This window comes from Alicyclobacillus cycloheptanicus, from assembly GCF_028751525.1.
GTDB classification, from domain to species: Bacteria; Bacillota; Bacilli; order Alicyclobacillales; family Alicyclobacillaceae; genus Alicyclobacillus_L; species Alicyclobacillus_L cycloheptanicus.
On record NZ_CP067097.1, the window covers coordinates 2310418 to 2336766 of the forward strand.

A 26349-nucleotide genomic window follows, 5' to 3' on the forward strand; every position below is an offset into this window, starting at 1 on the left:
ATCAGGCAACGAAACTACAATCTGTGTAAAATACGTCGTGGCGCAATTGATGCGACCTTTGCGGTGGGGTGATGTTCTTGCTGGCAGTCATCAGAACCATGCAGCTGCTCGACAGACTTGCTGGCGTTCCGGAGGGCAAGGGCGTGCTTGAGCTTTCTGCCGAACTTCATATTCATAAGGCGGATGTATCACGGATACTTTCCACCCTGGAAGCGGAGGGGTACGTGATCCGCGACCCGCTGTCGGAGCGCTATAAAATTTCGTTCAAATTTGTGGCGATGGCGCTTCGCCATCAGGACCGCACGCAGCTCGAAGACGTCGTTCATCCCGTCCTCGTGAACCTTGTTCAGGAAATCGGAGAGAGTGTTCAGTTCGCGGTTGAGCAGAACCGTCAACTGATTTACGTCGACCGCGTGGATGGCATCAAACCGCTCCGCGTGGCCTCCATGCTGGGCAGAATCGCACCGCTGCACGCCACGGCGGCCGGGAAGGTCTGGATGGCCAGTCTTCCGGACGAAGAGGTGGTTGCGCTCATGCAAACGCACGGGATGCCGGCGGTGACGGAGCATACCATCACAAACATTGACGACTTGCTCAAGGAACTGGCCAAGGTGCGGGAACAGGGTTTTGCCGTGTCTCGTGAGGAGGTCAATCCAACCGTGTTTGGCCTCGCTGCGCCGGTGCGTGACCGCAGGCAGCAGGTCCGGGCTGTGGTCGTCGCAACCCTTCCAATGTATGAAGCGAGTGAGGAGCGTGTCGAATTCGTCCGGGACGGTGTGGTTCGGGCCGCGAATGAGATCGCCGAGCGACTGGTGCTGTTTTGGTGACGAGATCACGTATCGAATGTCAAAATTATGTCACGGTCCTATGAACGTTCTTCGACTCCATCTCAACGAATGAGGCAGATTGCCTGCGCTTCTGTTAAGATAATCTCGTCTAAGATCACCTCATCGACTGGGTATAATATCAGTCTCGTTCGTTGATCCTTGCAAAAGGGGGAGTGGGGAATGTGTATGTAACCCGAACTGAAGCAACAGCCAATCCCCAGTCTTTCATTGAAAAGACGCTGCAAACAATCAAAGTGTACACAGCGGTCACGAAGCCGCGCATCATGATTCTGCTGCTGTTCACAGCGTATTGCGCGATGATTGTTGCACAAAAGGGATTTCCAGACATCTATATCACGATTTTCACACTGGTTGGCTTGGCGTTGTCGTCCGGTGGTTCCGCGGCCATCAACATGTGGTACGATCGCGACATTGACGCCGTCATGCAGCGAACCGCCAAACGCCCGCTTCCGGCAGGCATGGCCGATCCGCGCAAGGTCCTCTGGTTTGGGATTGTCCTGGAGGCGGTGTCGTTCTTCCTGCTGGCCTTTGCGGTGAACTGGTTGACGGCGGTATTCTCGCTCGCGGGATTTGTGTATTACGTGTTTATCTACACGATGTGGTTGAAACGGACAACCCCGCAGAACATCGTGATTGGCGGCGGCGCCGGCGCATTTCCGCCGCTCGTAGGCTGGGCGGCCGTGACCGGCAGCGTCGGTCTCATCGCGATTGTCATGTTCATCGTCGTCTTCCTGTGGACACCACCGCACTTCTGGGCGCTTGCGCTGTATAAGAATGAGGACTATACACGCGCCGGGATCCCGATGATGCCCGTGGTTCGCGGACCGCGGGTGACCAAGCGGCAAAGCGTGATTTACGCGGCATTGTTGCTGCTGGCGTCGATTTCTGTGTACTTTACGCACGATGCTGGGCCCATCTACCTGGTGACGGCAGGACTGCTGGGGATTGCGTTCCTCATTTACAACATCATGAACTATCGCGAGCGTGACGACTCCTTTGTGTGGGCCAAGCGGACCTTCCGTTTTTCGGTGATGTACCTGCCTGCGTTGTTCGTGCTCATGGTATTCAGCATGGGGCACTGACGGAAGGACCAGGGACAAGCGTTGCGAAAAAGTGAATCTGTCAGCGAAGTGACCGCCCGCGTGGGCGGTCACTTGCTTTGACCACGTCTGAAGCAGGGTTGGGGACGTCGACGCCATCCAGCCAAAACCAGGAGTTGACGGAGGTTGTAAAGGCCTGGCCTTGACTGGCGGATGTAAAGTCTCCAGGCGTCGAGATATAGCTCGTTTGCAAAGAATCAGGATGCCACGTGGTCGGTCCGCTCTGGCCATGCACGTAAATGCTGATGGTGAGGTTCTGGCCGTTTTTGATGGGCAATGGGACAGGATCGCTGAACTGCTCGGTGCCAGGTGCAATCGTGATCGACCGTTGACCGTCAAAGGTGACATGGCGGCTGCTCCCCGGAACGATACTGGCACCACCGTTGGAAACGCCCACGGAAACGTCGTTCAATGTCAGGGGACTGGCGCCAAATGTGTTGGAAAATCGAAGCCGGATGGCTTTGCCGTCTGCGCTGGGGTGTACGATGATACGGATGGTTTGGTCATCAAATCCCGTGTTGGAAATGCCGGTCGTCGATGGCGCTTGCGGACTGGTGGCCCATGCAGCCACCCAGTGGTCATCCTGAGGCACTTGAAGGGTCTTCGCGCTGGCAACCATGGGTGTGGTGATCAGCCATGAAACAGCGACCATGCCGCCGATCACCCCCGTGAGCATCCGAGTGTTCTTCCACGTTCCAGACTTCATTGACTGCACTCCTTCGCAGTGGATTCAAAAAAATGAGACACTGCGTGGATTCGCAGTGTCTCTGGCAGCCCAGTCGACAAAACCGATGGGATTAGTGCGTATTTAATCATGTGGCATACAATCCGTCAAGCACATCTTTCTCGAAATTCGCTCGATTTAATTCATAGTTGACAAATTGGAATAATGGATATTAAACTAGCCAAAAATAGATAGTGTTTGCCGATCGGTCCACCGAAGGTTCATTCCTGTCTCCAAGTCCCTTGGCTTGATTGCCAAGGGCGGCAGGGTGGACCTTTTTGTGTTCGGTCCATGGGGGTGGCAGCGGGAACCGCAGTTTGGGCAATTGTGCGCATCGGTGGCGCAGGCAAATCAGTGATGGAGAGAGACGAGGGGGAGCACGCATGAAGCGTCAGATGAAAAAATTAGTCTTTCCGATTGCGGCCGCATTGGTGTTGGCGGCTGGGTGCGGGACACAAGCCGCGACTTCCAATGCAGCCACATCGGACACGGCGGATTCTGTGAAGGTAAAACCTGTACATATTGCGGTGGTCAGTCTGTACGACAACGATGAATGGTCTGCGCAGTTTTTGAGCGGGCTCAAGGCCGCTGCGCAAAACTATCCCGATGTCACGCTGACTGAAACGCAAGCTTCGTATAACCAGGCGGAAATGGTGAGTCAGTTGCAGGCGGTGATCGCCCAGCATCCGGATGTCATCATCGTCAACCATGCGTCACAGCCTTCGGCTCTGGCACCCGCGGTTCAACAGGCCATCAACCAAGGCATTAAGGTGATTAGTGTGGAAGCGGACATCCCCGTCAAGGGGGTCGCGCATGCAAACGAGAACAATCAGCAGCTAGCGACCTTGTCATTGGATGCGCTGGCGAAAGGCATTCATAACAAGGGAAACATCGCCGTCATTTGGGTTGGTGGTTTTACGCCGATGGTGCAGCGGGAGGTGTCGCTCAAAGCATTTGAAAAGGCACATCCAGACATTCACGTCATTGCCACTTACGGAGATGCGAGCAATACCACCATCTCCGACACAATGGCTCGAACAGAAGCGCTGTTGAGGCAGTATCCCAACGCAGGGCAGCTGAGCGCGATTTGGGCTTCTTGGGACCAGTTTGCCATCGGCGCGGTCAAGGCAGAGCAGGCGTTGCAACGCAATGTCCCGATTTACGGCATTGACGTGTCCAACCAGGACCTCGCTTTAATGAAGCAGTCCAATTCACCGTGGAAGGCCACTGCCGCCAACGATGTCTATCAATACGGGGCCGCCATGGTCAACTATGCGGTTCGCGATGCGTACGGGCAGTCCATTCCATCGTCGATTTGGATTCCCGGAGCACTGATCGAACAATCGAACCTGCCTCCGCAAGGTGAAAACATTCACGACTTCTTCCTCTCCATTCTGCCAAGTGAAACCAGCTTAGGCAGTTCACCTTTATTGCAGCAATTGGCGAAAGAAAAGCAGTGAAGTCTTTGTGGAAGTGGGAGTGTCGCCGTTGAATGGATTGGTTGTCAAAGGGTTGAGCAAATCGTTTGATACGGTTCAAGTGTTAAAGGAGATTTCGTTCACCTTGCTGCCCGGAGAGATTCACGCCCTCGTTGGGGCCAACGGTGCCGGAAAGTCGACGTTGATCAGCGTCCTCTCTGGGTTGTTCACGGCGTACGAAGGCACCATCGAGATCGACGGCACCCCCGTCACGCTCCACAATCCGGCCGAGGCTCATTTGGCTGGCATTCGGACACTGCACCAGGAATTTGATGTGAGTTTGTTTCCGAGCCTTTCCACCGCCGAAAATTTACTGCTGCAGACTCGAATTGGCAGGGACACGCCGTGGGTGTTTCCGCCGCGTGGCGTGACCCCGCGTTTACAGCAGCAACTGGCAGCCATTGAAGGCGGGACCATTCCGCTCGATGAGCGGGTTGCCAATTTACGGCCGGCGGATCGTCAAAAACTGGCCATTGCGATCGCGCTGGATGAACGGGCTCGCTTCCTGATTTTTGACGAACCTACGGCTTCCCTCTCTCCGGACCAGGCGGCGCATTTGTTGACCGTTCTTGAGCAGCTGCGTGCGCGAGGGATGGGTATTCTGTACGTTTCGCACCACTTGAATGAAGTGTTTCAAATCGCGAATCGCATATCTGTGCTGCGTGACGGAAGGCTGGTCGACGAATTTCCTGTTTCGGACGAGGACCGCCAATCAGCGCGGCTGCGTGATCGCACCATCCGGGCGATGTTGAACAAGGACGCGATGGACCTCTATCCTGCGCGTCGGAAAAGGCCTGCCGCATCGGCGCCATTGGTCACCATCCGCAACCTGTCAACGCCTGCGGGTGTGAGCAGCGTCAATCTGGAAATTTACCCAGGTGAAGTGGTCGCGCTGACCGGGCTGGTTGGCGCTGGCAAGACGGAGTTGGTGCGCGCTTTGTTTGGGTTAGATGCGGTGACCTCCGGCGAGATTTTGTGGGAAGGCCGGAAAATCGTACGAAACACGCCGCGGGCGATGATTCGCCGCGGTGCAGGTTTTGTCCCAGAAGACAGGCACCATCAGGGGCTGCACTTGAGTCATTCCGTGCTGGAGAATTTGAGCTTGCCGTTTTTGCAGGGGGTCAAGGGCTTCGCCGGCGGGGTCTCCCGGGCGCGGGAAAAAGCATTGGGTGAGACGCTGCGGCAAGCCGTTGGATTGGTCGCCCCCAGCTTAACCATCGAGGCACGGGGACTCAGCGGAGGGAACCAGCAAAAGGTCGTGTTTGCGAAATGGCTGCGCATTGCAACGAAATTGCTGATCTTGGATGAACCCACCAAAGGCGTGGATGTGGGGGCCAGGTCCGGTATCTATCGATTGATTCGCGACATGGCGGAACGAGGGGTGTCTGTCTTGATGGCTACTTCTGAATTGGATGAAGCGATTGGCAATGCGGACCGTATCCTGGTCATGCACCGCGGGCGAATCGTCTACGAAACCAGCGAGGACATCGGGACCGATGCGTTGATGCGCTATGCAACAGGTGGGAAAGGAGGTATGCTCCATGGCTGACGTACCAACCTTGTCTGAGCCCGTGCAGCCTGCCGCAAAGCGAGCTGCCGCCGACCCAAAGTTTCTGCTCGGCAAATACGGCACGGTGGCGATTTTTGTCCTCATCATCTTGGTTTTCAGCATCCTGCGCCCAAAGTTTTTGACCGTTTCTGACTTCGCCGATATTTTGGTGTCGACGTCCATCATGTTCTTCATTTCCTTGGGCGTGATGTCATCCCTGGTGGTGAACGGATTCGACGTCTCGATTGGCTCCATCGCCAGCCTTGCGTCGATGGTCGCGGCTGGGCTGATGGTATTGCACAAGGCGCCGCTTTGGATCGCGATTGTGGTGCCACTGGCAGTGGGTGCCGCCGTTGGATTGGTCAACGCCCTCTTTATTGTCCGCTTCAAAATGCCTGACCTGTTAGTCACCTTGGGCATGATGTTTGCCGTGGACGGCATTCAGCAAACCTACTCGAACGGCGAGAATATTTATCCGCAAATGGCGTTGTCTTCGGGGAAAACGGCGCCGGGCACGTTCTGGCCGGGTTTCAACTACATCGCGAACGGCAAGCTGTTTGGCGTTCCGTTCCCAATTATCCTCACGGTCATCATCGGCGCCGTCATGTTCTACCTATTCGAAAAAACGCGTTGGGGGCGGCAGTTTTACGCCACGGGGGACAATCCGGAAGCTTCCCGAATTGCGGGGATTCCGGTGCACCGTTATCGAGCCTTCGCGTACGTGTTGTCGGGGGTGTTGGCAGCTGTTGGCGGCCTTGTTTTAGCCTCTCTGCTGGGATCCGGTGAAAACGAGGCGGGGGCTCCCTACTTATTGAACGCTGTGACGGCGACGTATATGGGGTTTTCCGTCTGGGGGATGAACCGCGCCAACGTCGTCGGAACGTTCGTGGGCGCACTGTTCCTCTCCGTGCTTCTCACCGGGCTGACCATGTTGAACGTCCCGTACACAGCGCAAAATATTTTTCAGGGTGGGTTACTCATTCTCGCCATCGCGTTTACGGCGTTTTCCAACCGCAAACGCCAGGCATAATCAGATTCGCACGGCAGTGCTGGAGGGAGTACGCATGACTTATCAGGCACTTGACGAGCAGACCCTTGTTGAATACATCAGAAAAAATCCGGAATCTGCAAAGTGGTTCCCTTCGGAACAAGCGCTGGAGACGTCAGATTTGGCCGACGGCAACATGAACCTCGTGTTTCGAGTCCGAGCGGCTGCGGCGCCGGACGGGCCGTCCGTGATTGTCAAGCAGGCGCTTCCGTATGCCCGGTCCGTGGGCGAAAGCTTCGGCGTCCCGCTTGACCGAATTCGCATTGAAGCGGGCGCTTTACAGGTTGAGGCAGCGTACTGTCCGGAGTGGGTGCCAAGAATTTATCTGTACGATCCGGACATGCATGCACTCGTCATGGAGGACCTTCATCAACACCTCGTGATGCGCCGCGGCATGATGAAGCAGGTCAAATATCCCCACTGTACTGTGCACTTGGGGACCTTTCTTGCGCGTTCCTTGTTTTATACATCCAATTTGTATCTATCCTCGGAGACCAAAAAGAAAATGGTGTGCGATTTTGCGAACCCGGCACTGTGCAAAGTGACGGAAGACCTGGTGTTCACCCACCCGTTCATGCAGCACCCCGAAAACAGGTACAGCGGAAGTCTCGAGGCGTACGTGCTGGAACTTCAAGCCGATGAAGAGCTGCTCGCAGAGGTTTTCCAACTGCGGGAAAAATTCATGTCGCAATCCCAGGCATTGATTCACGGTGACCTCCACACGGGGTCCATCATGGTGAATCAGGCGGAGACCAAGGTCATCGACCCTGAGTTCGCCTGTTACGGCCCCATCGGATTTGACATTGGGTCATTGGCGGGGAACTTCGCCCTCAGTTACATTTCGCAGGCCCATCACGCCCCCTCTGAAGCATCCTGCCGTGACTACCAGGCTTGGATCGTCAGCACGCTCGAGCAAATCTGGGAGGTATTTGAGCGGACGTTCTGTTCGCTGTGGGATGACGAGGCGGTTCTGTGGAAAAACGAGCGTTACAAAACAGCGTATCTCGTGTCTCTTCTTCAGGATACCGCAGGGTTTGCCGGCGTTGAGATGATTCGGCGCGTACTCGGACTGGCCCACGTTGCGGACTTGGACAGTATCGCGGACGAGCAGATACGGGCACCACTGGAGCGTGCTGCGCTGACGGTCGCGGTGCGCCTGATCCGAACCCGGCGGCAACTGCAGACGATTGAAGACCTGATTGGCTGCATGTTCGACTGATCATCATGTTATATCAAATACTAACTAATTCGATTGGAATTGTGTAATTTATATTGAGCGGCCGCGAGGCCGCTCTGTATACTGAACGCACTGTGAGATGAGGACACATGAAGGAGTCTTGAGGATGAGCATGCGAACCCTGACACGAGGCGAGCAGTATGTCAAGAGTCTGGACGACGGCCGCACAGTATGGCTGAACGGCGAGCGAGTTGAAAAGGTGGCGGAGCACCCCGCCTTTCGCGCAACCCTGACGACCATTGGGCGGCTGTTTGACCGTTTGGATGAGGAGGGCGTGCGTGAGCAAATTGGATTTCTGGTCCAGGACACGGGCCGGTACGCGCACAATGCGTTCCTGGTCCCGAGAAGCCGCGAAGATTTAGCACGTCGCACGGCGGCGTTCCAGGATTGGGCGGATCAGACACAGGGGGTCATGAGCCGCCTGTCGGACTATGCGAGGTCGATGGTAACCGGGTGGTATGCGGTACGCGAGGCCTTCCGGGCGGATGACAAGCATTTTCCCGACAAGATTTCAAAGTATTACGAATCAGCCCGCGATCACGACCTGTTTTCGACCACGGCGCTGCTAGACCCGCAAATCAATCGTGCCAAGCGGCTGGATGACCAGAATCCAGACGCTGTGCTGCGAATCGTTGCAGAAAACGAGGAGGGCGTGGTGATTCGCGGTGCCAAAATGATTGCGACGGCTGGGCCGTATTCACATGACTTTCTGGTCTTTCCATTTCATCATGTCGACCAGGCACACCCCGCCTATGCACACGCCCTCATTGTCCCCGCGAACTTGCAGGGACTGCACATGATTTGCCGGGAGCCGTTTACTGTCCCTGACCGCACCGCCCATCCACTCAGCAGCCAATACGACGAGATGGACGCCGTGCTGATTTTTGACGACGTGCTGGTGCCGTGGGAACGCGTCCTGCTCAAGGACAACCCGGAGGCGGTCTGGCGCTTGCGTCAAAACACATCGGCGAATGCGCTGGCTTTCCATCAGACGGTGGTTCGCGCGGCTGCAAAGCTTCGGTTCGTGGCAGGGGTTGGCTGCGCCATTGCCGAGGCGATTGGCGTCAACGGCTTTTTGCACGTGCAAGAAAAACTTGGCGAACTGTTGATGCAGGTGAACACGCTCGAGGCGCTTGTGACGGCGTCGGAGGCGCACGCCCGTCCCGACGCATTTGGAAACCAGATTCCGGCCATCAGCTTCCTCGATACCGCGCGCAATTTGAACAGTCAGTATTATCCGAGGGCCATCGAGATTCTGCAGCAAATCGGCGCCGGCGGCTTCATGCAGGTGCCGGCCGGGTCGTCAGCGTACGACGGTTCAGTCGCGCAGTTGATTGACAAGTACTATGCCGGTGCCAGCGTTTCGGCGGAGCGGAAGGTCAAGCTGTTTCAGCTCGGCTGGGACCTCATCGGCAGTCAGCTCGGCGCACGCCACCAACTCTATGAACGCTACTATGCCGGAGACCCGGTGCGAATGTTCGCCAATCAATACCTGAATGCAGACAAGGCGCTGTACACCCGGGCGGTGTGGGGGTTGATTGACCAGCAACGGAACGAGGCACCGGCGGACTGAACCGCGCTTTGCCGAAGGAGGGACTTGTATCGTCGTGAAGCAGAAACGGATGTATCTCAACGCGTTTGTCATGAACTGTGTCGGTCATCAATCCCCTGGACTTTGGACGCACCCAGCGGACCGAGGGTATCAGTACACAGACATGGCGTATTGGACGGACCTGGCGCGCACGCTCGAACGCGGTCGGTTTGACGCCGTGTTTCTGGCGGATGTACTGGGTGTCTACGACGTCTACCAAGGCTCGTACCATGCCGCCGTGCACACGGCGGCTCAAATTCCAGTCAACGACCCGATGCTCGTGATTCCGGTCATGGCAGCGGCAACCACACACCTGGGGTTTGGCGTGACATCGTCCGTGAGCTACGAGCCGCCCTATGTGTTCGCCCGCAGGATGTCCACCCTGGACCACCTGACGAAAGGGCGGGTTGGGTGGAACATCGTGACTTCCTACTTGGATAGCGCCGCCCGGAACCTCGGGTTGCAGCGGCAGGTGAGCCACGACGCGCGCTATGACCTCGCCGAGGAATACCTCGAAGTGTGCTACAAGCTCTGGGAGGGCAGCTGGGAGGACGACGCGGTGGTCCGCGACCGGCACCAAGGCGTGTTTGCCGATCCGTTAAAGGTCCACCCCATCGACCACCACGGAACCTATTTTCACGTTCCGGGCATTCACCTGTGTGAACCGTCCCCGCAGCGGACTCCTGTGCTCTATCAGGCGGGGGCTTCGGCTCGGGGGCGAGCACTCGCAGCCAGGCACGCGGAGTGTGTCTTTGTCATTGCGCCGACCATTCCGATGGCCAAGAAGTACGTGCAGTCGCTGCGGGAGGACGCAGAGAAGATCGGCCGTGACGCATCCGAACTGCGGGTGTTTTCGATGTTCACCCCGATAGTCGGACGGACGCAGGCGGAGGCGGAAGCTAAGTTCCAGGATTATGCCAAGCACGCGAGCCGCGACGGCGCACTCGCCTTGTACGGCGGCTGGAGCGGGCTTGACTTGTCCAAGTACGGACCGGATGAAACTCTGACGTATGTGGAAAACGAAGCCATTCGTTCCGCAGTCGAGGTGTTCACCCGCATGGACCCGGACCGCAAGTGGACGGTGGACGAAATTGCAAAATTCATTGGGATTGGCGGACGCGGGCCCGTGTTCGTGGGCACGCCGGAAGTCATTGCGGACACCATGCAGGCATGGGTCGAGGAGGCGGGGGTCGACGGATTCAACATTGCCTACGCCGTCACGCCCGGAACGTTTGAAGACTTCGTCGATCTCGTCGTGCCCGTCCTGCAGCAGCGTGGTGTGGTATGGACCGATTACGAGGCGGACACCCTGCGCGGCAACCTGTATGGGGGAAGGCAGTACCTGCCAGACCACCACCCAGCCAGGCAGGTTCGGGCCAAGTTTCAGGGCAAGGTTCCGTCCGTGAGCGGATGAAGGAGGGCGCAGTCGTGGAGCAGGACGTGGCTGTGTTGCAGCCTGGATACGAGTCTTCGAAAAACGTGTTGCAGCGTGTGACCGATTTTTTTGCGGATTTGATGGAGCGCTACCTGCCTGACCCGTTTGTATTGGTGATTGTCTTGACGCTGGTCATGGTGGTGCTGGGGATGACGGTCGTCCATCAGAGCCTCGGTGCGATGGTCAACGACTGGTCCACCGGTTTTTGGAGCTTCCTGGAGTTTTCAATGCAAGTGGCACTGGTCGTCGTCACCGGATATGCACTCGCGGCCTCGAAACCCGTGGCGCGTCTGTTCAACTGGGTCGCCTCAAGGTTTCATACCCCCCGCGGGGCCATCCTGTGTGTGACGGTCGTGGCCGCATGTGCTTCGTATATCAGCTGGGGGTTTGGCCTTATCGCAGGGGCGCTCATGGCCCAGGAGCTGGCGAAGCGCATCCGCGGTGTCCATTATCCGCTGCTGTTTTCCAGCGCATACTCGGGCTGGATTGTCTACGGGCTCGGCATCTCCGCGACGATTCCCATCACCCTGGCAACGGCGGGCAATCCGTTCGCGGCGTCCATCGGCGGGCTGGTTTCATTGAAGCAAACCATCTTTCTCCCCGGAGTGCTCATCGACGTGGGAATCCTCCTCGTGACGCTGCCGATTTTGAATCTTTGGATTCACCCGAAAGCCAGCGACGTGCTCGACGTGAACCCTGCCGCGTGGGAGAACGAGGAGCAGCCGCCGCAGCCAGCAGCATCGTCCCCTGCTGCGGGTCTTGCGTCCAGCAAGCGGGGCTCCGCCATCGGCGAACGCCTGGAACGCGCTTGGCCACTCAATGCCGTCATTGCGTTGATGGGCATCGGTTACCTGGTCTATCACTTTTGGACGGGTGGGTCGTTGGACATCAATACGCTCAACGCCATCTTCCTCTTCGCGGGGCTGCTGTGCCACGGGACGCCGATGGCGTACGTGCAGGCGGTATCGCAAGGGGTGCGGAGCATCGGCGGGATCGTTCTTCAGTTCCCGTTCTACGCGGGCATCATGGGGATGATGCAGGGGTCAGGCTTGGCCGTGGCGATTTCCAAATGGATGGTCAATCTGTCTACCGCGCATACACTGCCCTTCTTTGGGTTTTTGAGTTCCTTCATTATCAACTTTTTTGCACCATCTTCGGGTGGTCATTGGGCCATTCAGGGGCCGTTTATGATTGAGGCCGCGAAACATGTGGGCGCCAGCATTGCGAAAACCAGCATGGCCGTACAAATGGGCTGCTCGTGGAACGATTTGGTGCAGCCGTTCTGGCTGATCCCGATTTTGTCCGTCGCACGGCTGAACGTTCGTCAGATTATGGGCTACACCATCGTGCCGTTTCTTTGGGTCGGCGTGGTTTATGCGGCAACGGTCTTGCTGTGGTAGAGCGCGACGTGACCCGGGGGACAGGCAGCATGCCGCATCGCGGTGCACGAGACGGTCCCAAAGGCGGGAGGAATCGATGTGGAGACGTCATCAGCCAATCAGCAGTACAGTTTCCTTCAAACAGCGAGAGAACTGTCAGAACGGTTTCGTCAAGATGCGGTGGAACGCGACCGGCTCGGCGGAACGCCGAAGATACAGCGTGATTGGATCCGGGAAAGTGGTTTGTTGAAGTTGTTGATTCCGCAGGAATACGGCGGAGACGGCCAACCGTGGTCGGCTGTGCTGCGCGTCGTGCGGGAGTTCGCGCGCACCGACGCGGCGCTGGCTCATCTGTACGGCTATCACTTTCTCAGCTTAACGGCTGTGCACTTGGCTGGAACGGAAGCGCAGCAGCGCAGGTACTACCGCGAGACGGCTGCGAATCAATATTTCTGGGGAAATTCGGTCAATCCACTGGACGATCGAACAGTCGGGGAGCGCATGGACGGCGGCGTGATTGTGAACGGCGTCAAGTCGTTCAGTTCCGGGTCGCCTGATTCCGATATGCTCGTGATTTCCTGGCGCGACGCGCAGACCGGAGAATTTTTGAAGGGCATGGTGCCCACGCGCCGGCCCGGGGTGCAAGTTCACGATGACTGGGACTGCATGGGGCAGCGGCAAACCGGAAGCGGGACGGTTTCCTTTCACGATGTGAGGCTGGACGACGAAGAGGTCCTCGTCAAACCCTATGCCAACGACCGCCCCTTTTCGACGTTGACGCCGATTCTTTCGCAGTCGATTTTGTCTGCCGTGTTCGTGGGCAGCGCGCAAGGTGCCTTGGAGGAAGCCAGGCACTACACGTTGGAACGCGCCAGGGCCTGGTACCGGTCGGGCGTGTCGAAGGCGTCGGAGGAACCTTCCACCCTCAGCCGCTACGGCGACCTGTGGATTCGCTGCCAGTCTGCCCTCACGCTGGCAGAGAAGGCCTGGGAGAAGCTCGACGAGGTCTGGGAGAAGGAGCAGAACTTGACCGAGGCGGAAAGGGGGGAATGTGCTGTTCTAGTCGCCGCAGCCAATGTTCACGCGGGGAACGTGGCACTGGAGATTACGTCCCGCATCTTTGAAGTGATGGGCGCACGCGCCACGGCGTCTCAATACGGGTTCGATCGCTTCTGGCGCAACGTGCGCACCCACACCTTGCACAACCCGGCCGAATTTAAGCAGCGAAACGTTGGCAATTGGTTTGTCAACGGGGAGGCCCCTGAACCTGGTTACTATTCTTGAAGGGGGCTGGCGCGCGAGAAGACTGGCGCGAGCGGGCGGGCGCATGCGGGGTGGCATGCGCGCGGCGCAAAACAAGGTTGCGGGTGATGAACTTGACCAGTCCTGCGCAGTTCCGTTTCCACGAAGGGCGGGCATTGGGGCTTGAGCTCTGCGCGGCCCCTGGCCTGGCGTGGCTTTTACCGCGCATCGCGGCGCGATTGGCAGACGTCTATGGGCGGCGGGTGTCGTGCGTGGTGGACGCCCAGCCGAAGGGCGTCACCCCTGCCGCCCTCGATGCGTATTCTGGCGCCGCCGATGTCAACACGCTGTTAGCGGGGCTGTCTTCCGGGCGCCAGACGGCACGGCTTTGGGTGGTCGACCATCATTTGTCGCACGGCCTGCACGTTCGCCTGGGCGGGGTCAGCGGAGACGGCACGGCACTGGTATCCGCCAAGTGGGCCGGTCCCGAAGGCGCCGTTTCCATCGCTGCTCATGAGGTCGGACATTTGTTGGGGCTTGCACACTGTCGCCGCGCCTGTCTGATGCACCCCGTGCATACGCCTGCTGCAGCGTTGCGTCGAACAACCCGGCTGTGCGCGTCATGTGTTCAGCAACTCGAGGGTATCATTGAGATTTCTTGACTGTTGAAGGAGGACCACGCGATGAAAAACAAGACCGGAATCCTCGTCTTGATGTGCTTGTCCATGCTGCTCAGCTACGTTCCCTGGTATAACTACTCTGCGGTTTCCGGTTTGTTGTCCAAGCAGTACCATATCAATCCGTTCCAATCCGGGCTTATCCTGTCCCTCTTTCAGCTCGGGTATGTGATTGTCGTCCCCTTTACCGGATGGCTGGCCGATCGCGTCGGAATCAAGCGGGTTCTCATCACAGCCACGTTCGCTACTTTCGTCTTTTCCATGCTGTTTGGCCTGGTGTCGAACGGCTTCGTGTCGATTCTCATCTTGCGCTTGCTGACCGGGATGGCGGCGGGCGCGATTTATGCGCCGGGCATGTCGCTCTTGTCCAACTGGTTTGAGCCGCAGCGCCGCGGCACGGCCATCGGGGCCTACACCGGTGCCCTGACCGCGGCCTATGCGGGCGGGTATTTTCTCGCTGCGCCCATTGCCGCCAGCTTCGGGTGGCGCGCCGGGATCGTCTGGTCATCACTTCCTGCTCTGATTGGCGCCATCCTGCTGTTTTGGATTCACGAATCCCCTGCACAGTCCCGATTGGCGTACGATGGGGCAGCACGGCCGGTCGCTGCGCTGCCTCGGCTCAGTCCAAGCGGGGGATACGCAGGGCCTGGCATCATCACTCTCTCGTACTGCGGACACATGTGGGAATTGTATAGTTTCTGGGGCTGGATTGGGCCTGCGATGGTGGCTTCCGTCGTGATGACCGGCGCGAGTTTGGACCATGCGACGCGATACGGAGGCATTCTCGCGGCCATCATCATTCTGATTGGTGCGCCATCGTCCTATCTGTGGGGAATTTTTGCCGATCGCGTCGGACGTCTGCGCTCCATTCTGATTGCCCTGGTTTGCTCTGGCATCGGAGAGTTGGTGATTGGATGGACCGTGCATCAGGCAACGCTCATGACCATCGTCGGATTTTGGGTGGGATTTTGGGTGATTGCCGACTCCGCGCAGTACAAGGCGGGCCTGACCGAGATGTCCGAACCGCGCGTCCGGACCACCTTGCTCGGATTCCAGTCCGCCATCGGCTACTTGATGACCGTCTTTGGTCCTACGGTGTTTGGCGCAATGGTGAAAAATGAAAACCACGTGGTGAATTCTGCGGATGCGCACGTGTGGTGGCCGGCGTTCAGTGTGCTGGCGGTGGCTTCTTTCATTGGCATCATCGCAGCGCTTTGGCTTCGAAAAGTGCCGCAGTCCCGGTTCATGAACGGGGTTGCACAGCCCATTGCACCAAGCGGGCAATAGCTGCCATCCCGCAGACAGGCAGCAGCTGGCACGAAGCGGGCACTTGCTGACCATCCGCTCGCGAAAGGGCGGTTCCCAAAGGCAATCCATTGCCTTTGGGAACCGCCCAATTTCTGTGGCGAAGCTGCCTGCCCCAGCCGGTTCATCGGATGAGGCTGTGCCGTTCGCTCAGTGTTGAGCCTGCTTTTCCAAGCGCAGTGTGATGCCTTGCAGTTCCAGTTCACGATTTTCCGGTGCTTCATGAAAGGAGAAGAGAAAGGGCTGGGGTCCGTGGATGCGCAGGAGGTCGCGAATCTTGCCCGCGCCAATCGGCTCGCAAAGGGTAATGAATTCATCTTGTACGGGGATGCGGACGCAATACGCCTGAATGTCGGACTGAATCCAACTTTCACTCGGGGCGCTCTTGGTCAGCGCACCCCAATGTTCGACGACGCGTGGGAGGTTTTCGACGGCAATGGCGATCTCACGAAGTCTCGGGGCACGCGGGTCGAGCGGCGGTCGAGCGGATGAGGCATGCTGTGTCTCCGCCGGTTCCCACTGGACAAAACAAGGACAAGGGATACCCAGTCCGCTGGCGCTTTCCACGTGGATGATTTTTGAGCGCATCAGGTTGTCACTGCAAAGGATTTCCACGTAAGGAACGGGGTCGCTGACGCGAAACCCCTTCGCGCGCAGCTCAACCGCTTTGTGTTCAATATCATCGGTTCCAAGGGCAATCCAGGGCACATGGTGGTGCGCCCTTGGCCTGGTTACGCCCGCTTGCCCTGCTGCACGGGCAGAACGGAGGGGAGCGGTGGTGGGCATAAACTGCAAAAGCACATTGCCCGCTGCGAACGTTGTATAATGCGTGCGTGCGTCCGCGGTCGATACGTGATGAATGCGATGAAATCCAAGCCTTCGCAGTGTCGGTTCAACATCGACGCACGCGCGGCAGTCCATCGGCTGTAAGATGTGGTCAATCCAGGTCGTGGTGCCCGCCAACGCGGTGTTACCGTTCTCTTGCATGCCTGAGGCGATAAATGATGACCAACTCATCGTTTCCCACCCTCTTGATATCCACAATTTTGATTTCGGATTGCTCGATCTGTGTTCGAATCGTCGATAACGCTGACTGCCAGTCGCTGAACTGGCTGCGGGAAAGTGAAACTTGATAAAATTCGTTCGAGAGTGATTTCATTTCTGCCGCCCCAATCTCACTCATCTCACAGACCCATGCAAGGATGATGCGTTGAAAATTCAAAAAGAGACTCTCGGCCGCTTGATAAACAAGTGTGCGAAGAGCCTCCAGTCGCCTGGTCGGTATTCATATTAATCCGGTCTGTTTACACGGGTTTACTTGACATTACCACGAATTTGGGGCGCGGTCAACATGCAAGCTGAATCGCTTGCGTTCGGTTTGTGTGGCGGGAAAGGTCGAGGGGGACATGCCGAGGGGGACCCGCGCCCCTCTTGAGCGCGGGCAGGCTGTTTCATTCCATCAGTACGCGGTCTATCCAGCATCGGCCGTGATCACGGTGTCGTTCACAAACCGGCATCATCCGCGGAGCCGAATCAAAGCCTTACCCAGTAATTCATACGCAGTTTGCAATTCCTCGTCGGGTGCACCTTGTAAATATTGCAGCGCCAATCCGTCAAGCGCAGCCAAGATGAGGCGTGCTTCGCTGCGATTCATGATGCGCAGTTGGTCGTCGGCGAGTACAACCTGAAGCATCTCCTCCTGCACACTGCGCATGGCCTCCGCCATACGCGGCACCCATATGGAACTGGATAACAGATCGAAATAGACTTTCTGCCAATCCGAACCAAGGACGCGATCGGAACGAAGGAATTGACCAAATTGATGAATCCGTTCTTCCAAAGACGGAGCTGTGTGGAGTTCGGAACGCAGTTCCTGAATGATTTTACGAGTTTTGTACAACACGGCTTCAGCCAGCAAATTTTCTTTGGAATCAAAGTAATAGTGCAATTGGCTGAGTGCTACGCCAGCGTGCTTGGCAATCTCGCGAAGACTGATGGACATCGAGCCTTGTCTCGCCAGGCATTCGAATGTCGCGTCGAGGATTTGCGCCAGTACCTTGGGGTTCCGTCGCTCCATCAATGGTTCCGCCCACTTTTCATCGGACATGCGTACGAACAAAATGTAACGTTTCGCGTAGAACGCGTCAAGTACGACAAAGTGAAGGGGATCCGCAGACACCAGTGGAAAGCGGTACGCGCGCACAATGCCCCGTATGGATGCGCGGCATTGTGCAAGGATGCGCAATGACTGGGATGAGAGAACTAGGTGTTGTGAGAACAGATTTTTGCGGCTGCGCGACTCAACTCTGGTGCGAACACCAGTAAACCGGAGACGATGATAATGCTCCATCCCCACCAAGAAGTGAAAAGGTGGAGCGTTCCGACCACAGCGAACAGGAGAAAATCCACCAATGTGATCATCAGGAGCAGTGCCACGGGCATCCCTCCACTCCAAGCGCATGGACTGAATATGTTCGGACGTACGTCCGAATTTCTCTTGAAACGAATGTAGCATTGGAAGCGCGTGCCGGTCAATAGGCGTTCGTCAGCGGTCCGCTCGACTCGTCAATGCCCATGCACGCGTCACGACGCTGTGTACGCCAATCTCGATGAAAGCAATCACGGCCCCGCAAATCGCCGCTGTCGTGAAGGGCATGTAGTGACCATGCCACACATTCGGAACGAGCCAGATGATGGCCGTGTTGAACACGAGGTCGACCAGGACCGACGACAGAGTGCCAAACTTCGGCAGGATGCGCCAGTCCGTCAGGGTTCCGACGACGGCAGCGATGACGGCTGCTGTGAAGAACGCCCAATTGTGAGTGCTGAGCAGCGGATCCATCAACGATGCGAGCCAGATGGTCATCATGGCAATGACCATCTTGAAGAGGAAGTTGGTTACATTGAGCGTCAACTCGGCCATGGCGGTTCATCTCCTGCGGTTTTGATGGATAGCATAGCCAATTTACGTCGTTTTATCAGTGTGAGGGTGAAAGCTTCGTTGTTGTTGATTCTTTCTTCGAATGGTTTGTTTTATGAATGTAAATTTCGTGATATTGGAGCGGAAATGCTTGATTGCCTCCCTTTTTGAGTGAAAAACACGAATTTGCAATAAGCCCCCTATTGATTCGACGAATAAATTTGATAAAATGGTCGACATACAGCGCTTTCATATTTGTTTGTGTTTGTTTATGTCATATTGCTTCTGATTATCCGGGAGATGATGTTGGGTGTCTGAACGAGTCGTTCTGAATGCGAATCAACTCGTGAAAAGTTTTGCCGGGGTCACGGTGGTGAAAGGTGTCGACATTCGTCTCGAGCCAGGGGAAGCACACGCATTGGTTGGAGAAAACGGAGCTGGGAAGTCCACCTTGATTAAGATGCTGGCGGGGGTACACCAACCAGACTCGGGGGAAATCCAGTTTGAAGGACGGACCGTTACGATTGCAAACCCGTCTGCCGCACACCAACTGGGCGTGTTCACGGTTCACCAGGAACCTGCGTTAATGCCTCAATTGAGCGTCGCAGAAAACGTATTCATGGGTTTTCTTCCGATGAAGAAACGCGGGGTGTTTCGGTGGGTTGACAGAAACGCGATGTTTGCCGAAGCCGAAAGGGTGTTTCAACGGCTGGAGATTTCCATGGACGTTCGCCAGATGGCAGCACAGTTGACTATTGCCCAGCAGCAAATGGTTGAAATCGCCAAATCATTGATCCATCAGACCAAAGTGCTCATCTTGGATGAACCGACCGCAACCTTGTCCGTGCATGAAACGGAAATCTTGTTTCGCATCGTCCGTCGCTTACAAAGCGAGGGAACTGCGATTCTGTTCGTTTCGCACCGTCTGCAGGAAGTGTTCTCTCTGTGTTCCAAGGTAACCGTTATGCGCGACGGTGAACGTGTCGGTGTTTATGAAACCGTTCACTTGGACGAAAATCGGCTGGTCAGTTTGATGGTTGGTAGAAACATTAACCTCAATGACACAGAGCGGCGAGAGATTGTTCGGAATGAACCCATTCTCAAGGTTTCAAACCTGACCCGTCGCCCCTGGTTCGAGGATGTCACCTTTGACCTGTATCCTGGTGAAATTTTGGGGATGGCCGGTCTGGTCGGCGCGGGCAGAACCAATGTGGCAGAGGCGCTTTTTGGCGTGGCGCCTGCGCAAAGCGGGGAAATTGAACTCGGCGGGAAGGTTCTCCGGATCCGGAACGCACGCCAGGCCATCGCCGAAGGGATCGTGTACGTACCGGAAGACCGCCACAAGCACGGCGTTGCATTGTCGCTTCCCATTCGCACCAATATGACGCTTCCCAGTCTAGCGAACCTATCAAAGTGGGGGATTACCCAGCCTCGCGTTGAAACAAGGTTGTCCGAAGAGATGGTGCGCGAGTTGAATGTGAAGACGACGTCCGTTTTGCAACTGGTTTCGCAGCTGTCGGGCGGGAACCAACAAAAAGTGGTCTTCGCAAAATGGGTTTCTCGCAAGCCGCGCATCATGATTCTGGATGAGCCAACGCGCGGTGTGGATGTCGGCGCGAAAAGCGAGATTTACAGAATTATCCGATCTCTAGCCGACACCGGCGTGGCGGTATTGGTCATCTCTTCAGACTTGCCGGAGATTCTTGCTTTATCCGATCGCGTTCTGGTGATGAAGGAAGGGCGGCTTGTCGCAGACCTGGATAAGGCGCATCTGTCCGAAGAGAACATCATGCGTCATGCAACGGGTGTCAAAGCAACGGTTTCCTAGGACGAACATTTGGGGTGAATGACAGTGGAAGGTAACGTATCCGCGCGAAAATCATTTCGGCTGAGCGGTAATCGAGAATTGACCCTTGTGGCATTCATGGTTCTATTGCTTTTGGTGTTGCTGGTGTCGAATCCGTCGTTTCTGAAACCTGGTAACCTGATGGACATTTTGCTAAGCACCGTTACTGTCGGGATTTTGGCACTTGGCGAAGTGGGCGTCATCGTGACAAAAGGGATTGACCTATCCATTGGGGCGGCGATGGGGATCGTCACGTTGGTCGTGGGAGAGGCCGCGTTAGCCGGGTGGCCGATTTGGCTCGTAGTTCTCGGTGGTTTAATCGTAGGCGCCGTCGCTGGGGCCTTAAACGGCGTCATGATTAGCTTGGTCAAATTACCGCCCATCATTGTGACGCTCGGAACGCTGAGTGTGTATTCCGGGATTATGTACGTGGTGACCAATGGGCAGTGGGTGCAGAATCTTCCTTCCCAGTTGCTTGCACTTGGCAGCTTCAAGCTTTGGTTTTTACCCGGGCCTGTACTGATTCTATTACTTTGCTTGCTCGTGTTGGCTGTATTCTTGCGATACACCGTGACAGGGCGTTACATCTATGCGATTGGGAACAATGCCGATGCGGCCCGCTTGGCAGGAATTCGAGAGACGCGAATTGTGTTTCTTCCATATTTGATTGCGGGTCTGTTGGCTGGCGTCGCGGGGGTTTTGTACATCGCATACAACGGGTTTTCCACGCCCAGTACGGGAGCGGACTTAAACTTGGAGGCAATTGCAGCGGCCGTGATCGGAGGAACCAATGTCTTTGGCGGGCGCGGTACAGCGCTCGGTGCCGTCCTGGGGGCGGTGCTCTTGGGCATTATTACCGAGGCCTTGGTCTTCTTCCACTTGCCTGCCGTCTGGAACGAGGCAGCAGAGGGGCTCATCATTCTTGTGGCTGTGATTTCCGACTCGACGCTGATTCGAAAGGTGAACATGGGAAGGGGGTAAGGTGGTCATGAAACGGAGTTCGATTTGGTCGTTGATGACGCTTGGCGTGTTCGTCGTTGAAATGGTCGTGTTTTCGGCCTTTACGCCAGGGTTCCTGAATTTGAATAACTTGCTTTCCTCTACCAACAACTTTATGGCGGTTGGCGTGATGGCGCTAAGCATGGCGTTTGTCATCATCGCTGGGGGAATTGACCTTTCGGTAGGTTCGATGATGAGTCTGTGTGGCATGGTGTTTGGGGTGCTGTGGCAGCATGGGATGAATGTTTGGCTGGCTGCACTGATTGCCATTCTCTTCGGCGGACTCCTTGGCTTCATCAACGGACAGATTATTGTACGAACCGGTATTCAGCCACTCATTGCAACACTTGCCACCCTATTTATCTACGGGAGCATCGCGATGGTGATATCGGGGCAAGGTCAGGGTTCCATTTACGGTTTCCCTCAATCGTTTTTGCTGGTAGGGACAGGTTATCTATTTGGATTCGCGCCCATTCAACTGCTGGTATTTATTGTACTCGCACTGGTGTTTGGTTTTTTGTTACAAAGGACCAGCTACGGCCGCAGGGTCATCTTCATTGGCAACAACGAGAACTCGGCGTTCTACTCCGGGGTTGCCGTTGCCCGCGTCAAGACGTGGACGTATGTGGTCTCTGGTTTCACTTCAGGCCTGGCAGCGATTCTTCTCGGTTCTTACTTCGCTTCTGTTCGAGGAGATATGGGGCTGAATTTCGAGCTGACTGTCATTACGGTGTGCTTAGTCGGTGGAATCAACGTCTTTGGCGGGTCAGGAAACATCTTTGGCGTCGTGGTCGGCACGTTCATATTGGGAATGTTGCAGCAAGGGCTGAACATGCTCAACGTCTCGTCTGTTGAGCAGTCCATCGTCACGGGTGTCATCTTGATTCTGGCCGTTGGCATCCAACAACTGAATGTAATCTTCTCGCGTAGGCGTAAGCCTCAGGCTTCGAGCGTCAAGCAAGTGGCCAATGTGAGCTGAGGAAGCGCCGACGAAGAGTGGATTATAGAGGCGCGAAGTCAATTCCGCTTGCGCCGGCAATGGAGTTCACATTGAATCGAGGGGGAAGTTAAGCGTGAAAAAGAGGAAATTGGGAGCAGGTTTACTCGCGGTAACAGCACTGTCCATGGCTTTGGCTGGGTGTGGTGCAGTCACGTCGTCACAAGGGGGCGGTGGCAACACCTCCAACACTTCCAATGCAACGAGCGGCGGGACGACGCAGCAGCAGACCATCAAAGTGGCCATGATTCCCAAAGAAATCGGCATTCCGTACTTTACGGGCGCATCGCAAGGGGCTAAATCTGTCGCAAGTCAGCTGCATATCCAGCTTACCTACAACGGCCCTACCACGGCGAGTGCTTCAGACCAAGTCTCGATGATCAACAGCTATGTTGCGCAGGGATACAAAGTGATTGCGGTATCCGCCAACGATCCCACTTCGCTGGCGCCAGCCCTGAAGGCGGCGATGGCGAAAGGGGTAAAAGTGATCACCTGGGACTCCGACGTGGTACCGTCTGCACGGCAGTATTTTGTGAACCAGGCGACTGCCGAGGGGATTGGATCGACGCTGGTGCAAATCACAGCTCAGCACTTCCAAGGTCAGGGTACTGTGGACGTCGGCATTCTGTCTTCGACTCCGACGAATCCCAACCAGAACAGTTGGATTGACGTCATGAAGAAAACGATTGCAAGCAAGTACCCCAATCTCCATATTGTCACCATTCAGTATGACCAGGAGCAGCCCGATGTTGGATTGACGGCTGCAGAGAACATGATTAAGGCCTATCCAAATATGAAGGCAATTATCTCGCCTGACTCCGTGGGTGTCCCCGCGGCGGCGGAGGCCGTTGAGAAGCTCGGCATGAAAGGCAAGATTTATGTAACAGGCCTGGCAGATCCGATTCAAATGAAGCAATACGTCGATGATGGCACCGTGCAGCAATTTGTGCTCTGGAATGTGCCGGAACTGGGCGCGTTGACTATGTATGTGGCGCGGGCCGTCGCTGACGGAACCATGCCGACCTCCGGTACGTTTACGGCTGGCAGCCTAGGCAGTTTCAAAGTATCCAACGGGCAGGTTCTTTTGGGCAATCCAACAGTCTTTGACAAGGCCTCGACAGATAAGGCAAACTACTAATCTTCGTGGCCTTTCCAGGGAGGAATGCTTCCTCCCTGGAAAGGCCTTGTCTCCTGTCGTGTCTACTCGGGGAGGAATATGCAGCATGCTGCCTGTGGAACGACACAGAGCCATTCTGTACGAGGTCAATACAAGGGGAAGCATTCGCGTCAAGGAACTCAGCCGTATGTTTGAAGTGACGGAAGAAACGGTTCGGCGGGATCTTGATAACCTTGAGCACGAAGGAAAGCTGCTGCGCAGTTATGGCGGTGCAATTCGCATTGAGGGGGACCAACGGGAGACACCACTGCCGCAACGCGAGGCAGAACATGTGCCGGAAAAGGAACGGATTGCCTGTGAAGCTGCAACCTACGTTGTACCGGGCGACCGCATCGTACTTGATGCCAGCACGACGGCATGGCACCTTGCCATGGTACTCCCCAACATCCCAGTGACGGTTGTTACCAATTCGATGAAGGTGGCCCTTGAATTAAGCAGCCGAGACAAAATCGAGGTGATTTCCACAGGTGGTATCGTTGGCTCGGATTCGCTTTCCTATGTAGGGCCCATTGCCGAGGATGCACTTCGACAGTTTCACGTGAACAAGGCGTTTGTCTCCTGCAAGGGACTTCATTCTGAATTCGGGCTCAGTGAATCCCATGCTTTGCAAGCCCTCGTGAAGCGGAATATGGTCTCCATCGCCGATGAGGTTTTCGTGCTGGCGGACCACAGCAAGATTCAAATGCGCGACTTTACCATTGTCTCACCTTTGGAAGACGTTGATGTCTTAATTACCGATCACCAGGTGTCAAATGAAGATGTCCTGGCGATTCGAAGACAGGGTGTACGGGTCATTCAAGTGTCATGAGAGAAGGATGACAATGTTTGGGAAACATAGATGGGTCATACCAGATGGCTATTTACCGGCAAAGAGCACGGGTGACCAGACCAGTCATGAGACAGTCAGTGTGCTCAATCTGACAACAAAGGAAGCCTTGCTTCGCATCACCATTTACTTTGAAGACCGCGATCCAATCACTGGATTACAAGTGCGCTGCGGCGGGGAGAGAACACGGCACATTCGTCTCGACGAAATATCGACTGCGGACGGTGAAACGATTCCGCGCGGGGTTCCGTATGCCATCGTGATGGACAGTGATGTGCCGGTCATTGTGCAACACAGCCGGCTGGACACATCCCAGGAGGCACTCGCACTGTTTACGACCATGGCTTATTCAGAGTAGGCATCATCATTTCTTGGTACAAAGAAAGAAAACCAAAAGAAAAACGAAATAAAACAAGTATAAAGTGTATAATTTGCAGGAGAAACCATTTGTTCGAGGAGGTGATTGATTTGCTGAATCTGCTCGCCATTGACCTTGGTGCCTCCTCAGGCCGCGTGATGCACGCGGCGTTCAACGGGGACTCGTTTGGTCTTCAAGAGGTGAGAAGGTTTCACAACCATCCTCTGCGTATCTCGAATCGTCTGTATTGGAATGTGTATTCACTCTTGCAAGAAATGAAGTGGGGAATTGAGGATGCCGCTCGCACGTACGGCGCGATCGCTTCTTTTGCGACAGACAGTTGGGCGGTTGATTATGGATTAGTGGATACGAACGGACATTTGATTGATTTGCCGAGACATTACAGGGACCCTCGGAACCCATCTGCAATGGAAGAAGTCATTCGGAGGATTGGCCGCGGCGTGTTGTTTCAGCGAACGGGCATCCAGTTGAATCCTATCAACTCTTTGTACCAACTGTACGCAATGCGCCAACAAGATGAAAACCTGTTGGCCATCGCCGAAACATTGCTGTTAATACCCGATTTGCTGAATTTCTTTCTCTGCGGGGAGAAGGCGGCAGAATTCACGAACGCGACCACAACGCAATTTCTTCGTCCGGATGGCGAATGGGATACGGAACTACTCACGCAGCTCGGTTTGCCAATTCGATTGCTCCCGAGGATTGCACAGCCAGCACAAGTATTGGGCGGTGTGCGTGACGAAGAGCTTCGCCAGCTGCCTTCGTTCACCTCAACAAAGGTAGTGCATACGGCTTCTCATGATACAGGGGCTGCGGTTTTGTCGATTCCACACGGTGGTGCCCATTATGCTTATATCAGTTCTGGGACATGGTCGCTGATGGGAACCGTGGTGAACCAGCCAGTCATCACAGAACAGGCTCAAAGGTTCAACTTAACGAATGAAGGCGGTCTCGGAAACTATCGTCTGCAAAAGAACATCATGGGGCTTTGGCTTGTGCAGGAAGCGCAACGAATCTTAAAGGCACTGGGTGAACCTTATGACATAGAATTGTTGCTTCAGTTGGCGAGGTTGGCCGAACCCTTTCTCTTCGTGTTCAATCCTGACGATACACGGCTCCTGCAGCCTCTTGACATGCCTGCAATGATTCGGCGAATTTGCCATGAAACTGGACAGAAGGCACCCGCGGACGCGGGTCAACTGATACGCGGTATTCTGGAGTCCCTGGCACTGAAATATCGGCAGGTATTGGAAGAACTGGAGCTGGTGACAGGTGTGCGCTACGATTCCATTCATGTCGTAGGCGGCGGTTCTCAAAACCAGTTGCTGTCGCAGTTTACTGCCAACGCCACGCAGCGCGTGGTCATAACAGGGCCCGTAGAGGCGAGCGCCATGGGGAACGTCGTTGGGCAACTGCTCGCACTTGGTGAAGTGTCTTCGGTTGAACAGGTCACAGCACTGATTCGCCGCTCCGTGCAAGTGGTGTCCTACATGCCGCAGGACGCCGAATCGTGGGATGCGGCATATGAACGTTTTCAGCAAGCAAGCCGCAAACAAGCAGAGATCAGCACGAGTTTATGACAAAACAGTAGA

The 26349-nt window shown here is 55.8% G+C and carries 24 protein-coding genes; 19 read left to right on the plus strand and 5 right to left on the minus strand.

Features of this window, described 5'->3' with window-relative positions; all coding sequences use genetic code 11:
* Nucleotides 1-77 precede the first annotated feature (77 nt).
* Together JI721_RS10625 and JI721_RS10630 are read left to right on the plus strand one after the other, a co-directional pair.
* Nucleotides 78-827, plus strand: a complete 750-nt coding sequence (locus JI721_RS10625; RefSeq protein ID WP_274454854.1) for an IclR family transcriptional regulator — start codon at nucleotides 78-80, stop codon at nucleotides 825-827.
* A 182-nt stretch (nucleotides 828-1009) separates the two neighbouring features.
* Nucleotides 1010-1930 (plus strand): heme o synthase, encoded by a 921-nt coding sequence (locus tag JI721_RS10630; protein WP_274454855.1) that lies wholly within the window; start codon nucleotides 1010-1012, stop codon nucleotides 1928-1930.
* A gap of 40 nt (nucleotides 1931-1970) precedes the next feature.
* Here JI721_RS10630 and JI721_RS10635 read toward each other — a convergent pair whose 3' ends face one another.
* A complete protein-coding gene (locus tag JI721_RS10635) occupies nucleotides 1971-2654 on the minus strand; it encodes a hypothetical protein (RefSeq protein WP_274454856.1) in 684 nt (227 codons plus the stop codon).
* A 401-nt stretch (nucleotides 2655-3055) separates the two neighbouring features.
* Here JI721_RS10635 and JI721_RS10640 point away from each other — a divergent pair, with 401 nt between their 5' ends.
* The 10 genes from JI721_RS10640 (at nucleotide 3056) to JI721_RS10685 (ending at nucleotide 15595) form a co-directional block, all read left to right on the plus strand.
* A complete protein-coding gene (locus JI721_RS10640) occupies nucleotides 3056-4132 on the plus strand; it encodes a sugar ABC transporter substrate-binding protein (protein ID WP_274454857.1) in 1077 nt (358 codons plus the stop codon).
* Nucleotides 4133-4160: 28 nt separating this feature from the next.
* Entirely contained in the window at nucleotides 4161-5699 is a 1539-nt protein-coding gene (locus JI721_RS10645) for a sugar ABC transporter ATP-binding protein (protein WP_274454859.1), read from the plus strand.
* A complete protein-coding gene (locus JI721_RS10650) occupies nucleotides 5692-6729 on the plus strand; it encodes an ABC transporter permease (RefSeq protein WP_274454860.1) in 1038 nt (345 codons plus the stop codon). The genes JI721_RS10645 and JI721_RS10650 overlap by 8 nt, the downstream gene beginning before the upstream one ends.
* 34 nt (nucleotides 6730-6763) lie before the next feature.
* Nucleotides 6764-7966 (plus strand): S-methyl-5-thioribose kinase, encoded by a 1203-nt coding sequence (gene mtnK, locus JI721_RS10655; protein WP_274454862.1) that lies wholly within the window; start codon nucleotides 6764-6766, stop codon nucleotides 7964-7966.
* A gap of 124 nt (nucleotides 7967-8090) precedes the next feature.
* The gene (locus JI721_RS10660) at nucleotides 8091-9557 is read left to right on the plus strand and encodes a 4-hydroxyphenylacetate 3-hydroxylase family protein (RefSeq protein ID WP_407654020.1); all 1467 of its coding nucleotides are present in this window, start codon (nucleotides 8091-8093) and stop codon (nucleotides 9555-9557) included.
* Nucleotides 9558-9591: 34 nt separating this feature from the next.
* On the plus strand, nucleotides 9592-10989 hold the full coding sequence (locus JI721_RS10665; RefSeq protein WP_274454864.1) for an LLM class flavin-dependent oxidoreductase: 1398 nt from the start codon (nucleotides 9592-9594) through the stop codon (nucleotides 10987-10989).
* 14 nt (nucleotides 10990-11003) lie between these two features.
* Nucleotides 11004-12410: a short-chain fatty acid transporter gene (locus tag JI721_RS10670; RefSeq protein WP_274454866.1), complete on the plus strand. Its 1407-nt coding sequence runs from the start codon at nucleotides 11004-11006 to the stop codon at nucleotides 12408-12410.
* Nucleotides 12411-12488: 78 nt separating this feature from the next.
* Nucleotides 12489-13673, plus strand: coding sequence for an acyl-CoA dehydrogenase family protein (locus JI721_RS10675; RefSeq protein WP_274454868.1), 1185 nt, complete (start codon nucleotides 12489-12491; stop codon nucleotides 13671-13673).
* A gap of 86 nt (nucleotides 13674-13759) precedes the next feature.
* A complete protein-coding gene (locus JI721_RS10680; RefSeq protein ID WP_274454870.1) occupies nucleotides 13760-14293 on the plus strand; it encodes a matrixin family metalloprotease in 534 nt (177 codons plus the stop codon).
* A gap of 21 nt (nucleotides 14294-14314) precedes the next feature.
* Nucleotides 14315-15595 carry an MFS transporter gene (locus JI721_RS10685; protein ID WP_274454871.1) on the plus strand — a complete coding sequence of 427 codons (1281 nt, stop codon included), beginning with the start codon at nucleotides 14315-14317 and terminating at the stop codon, nucleotides 15593-15595.
* Between the two features lie 168 nt (nucleotides 15596-15763).
* On the opposite strand, the gene JI721_RS10690 is transcribed toward JI721_RS10685, so the two are convergent.
* The 4 genes from JI721_RS10690 to JI721_RS10705 all read right to left on the minus strand — a co-directional run bounded on the left by JI721_RS10690 (nucleotide 15764) and on the right by JI721_RS10705 (nucleotide 18536).
* Complete coding sequence (locus JI721_RS10690) at nucleotides 15764-16630, minus strand: VOC family protein (protein WP_274454872.1); 867 nt, start codon at nucleotides 16628-16630, stop codon at nucleotides 15764-15766.
* A 499-nt stretch (nucleotides 16631-17129) separates the two neighbouring features.
* Nucleotides 17130-17690 (minus strand): TetR/AcrR family transcriptional regulator, encoded by a 561-nt coding sequence (locus tag JI721_RS10695; RefSeq protein WP_274454873.1) that lies wholly within the window; start codon nucleotides 17688-17690, stop codon nucleotides 17130-17132.
* Nucleotides 17691-17875: 185 nt separating this feature from the next.
* Entirely contained in the window at nucleotides 17876-18049 is a 174-nt protein-coding gene (locus JI721_RS10700; protein ID WP_274454874.1) for a Sec-independent protein translocase family protein, read from the minus strand.
* Between the two features lie 109 nt (nucleotides 18050-18158).
* Nucleotides 18159-18536, minus strand: a complete 378-nt coding sequence (locus tag JI721_RS10705; RefSeq protein WP_274454875.1) for a DUF2512 family protein — start codon at nucleotides 18534-18536, stop codon at nucleotides 18159-18161.
* Between the two features lie 307 nt (nucleotides 18537-18843).
* Between JI721_RS10705 and JI721_RS10710 the strand changes: the two genes are divergently transcribed.
* The 7 genes from JI721_RS10710 to JI721_RS10740 all read left to right on the plus strand — a co-directional run bounded on the left by JI721_RS10710 (nucleotide 18844) and on the right by JI721_RS10740 (nucleotide 26337).
* On the plus strand, nucleotides 18844-20361 hold the full coding sequence (locus JI721_RS10710) for a sugar ABC transporter ATP-binding protein (protein WP_274454876.1): 1518 nt from the start codon (nucleotides 18844-18846) through the stop codon (nucleotides 20359-20361).
* Between the two features lie 96 nt (nucleotides 20362-20457).
* The gene (locus JI721_RS10715) at nucleotides 20458-21360 is read left to right on the plus strand and encodes an ABC transporter permease (protein ID WP_274457806.1); all 903 of its coding nucleotides are present in this window, start codon (nucleotides 20458-20460) and stop codon (nucleotides 21358-21360) included.
* A 7-nt stretch (nucleotides 21361-21367) separates the two neighbouring features.
* Complete coding sequence (locus JI721_RS10720) at nucleotides 21368-22357, plus strand: ABC transporter permease (protein WP_274454877.1); 990 nt, start codon at nucleotides 21368-21370, stop codon at nucleotides 22355-22357.
* 94 nt (nucleotides 22358-22451) lie between these two features.
* Complete coding sequence (locus JI721_RS10725) at nucleotides 22452-23513, plus strand: autoinducer 2 ABC transporter substrate-binding protein (RefSeq protein ID WP_274454878.1); 1062 nt, start codon at nucleotides 22452-22454, stop codon at nucleotides 23511-23513.
* An 85-nt stretch (nucleotides 23514-23598) separates the two neighbouring features.
* Nucleotides 23599-24360 carry a DeoR/GlpR family DNA-binding transcription regulator gene (locus tag JI721_RS10730; protein WP_274454879.1) on the plus strand — a complete coding sequence of 254 codons (762 nt, stop codon included), beginning with the start codon at nucleotides 23599-23601 and terminating at the stop codon, nucleotides 24358-24360.
* Nucleotides 24361-24373: 13 nt separating this feature from the next.
* On the plus strand, nucleotides 24374-24736 hold the full coding sequence (locus JI721_RS10735; protein ID WP_274454880.1) for a sensory rhodopsin transducer: 363 nt from the start codon (nucleotides 24374-24376) through the stop codon (nucleotides 24734-24736).
* 101 nt (nucleotides 24737-24837) lie between these two features.
* Nucleotides 24838-26337 (plus strand): rhamnulokinase, encoded by a 1500-nt coding sequence (locus tag JI721_RS10740; RefSeq protein WP_274454881.1) that lies wholly within the window; start codon nucleotides 24838-24840, stop codon nucleotides 26335-26337.
* Nucleotides 26338-26349: the final 12 nt, after the last annotated feature.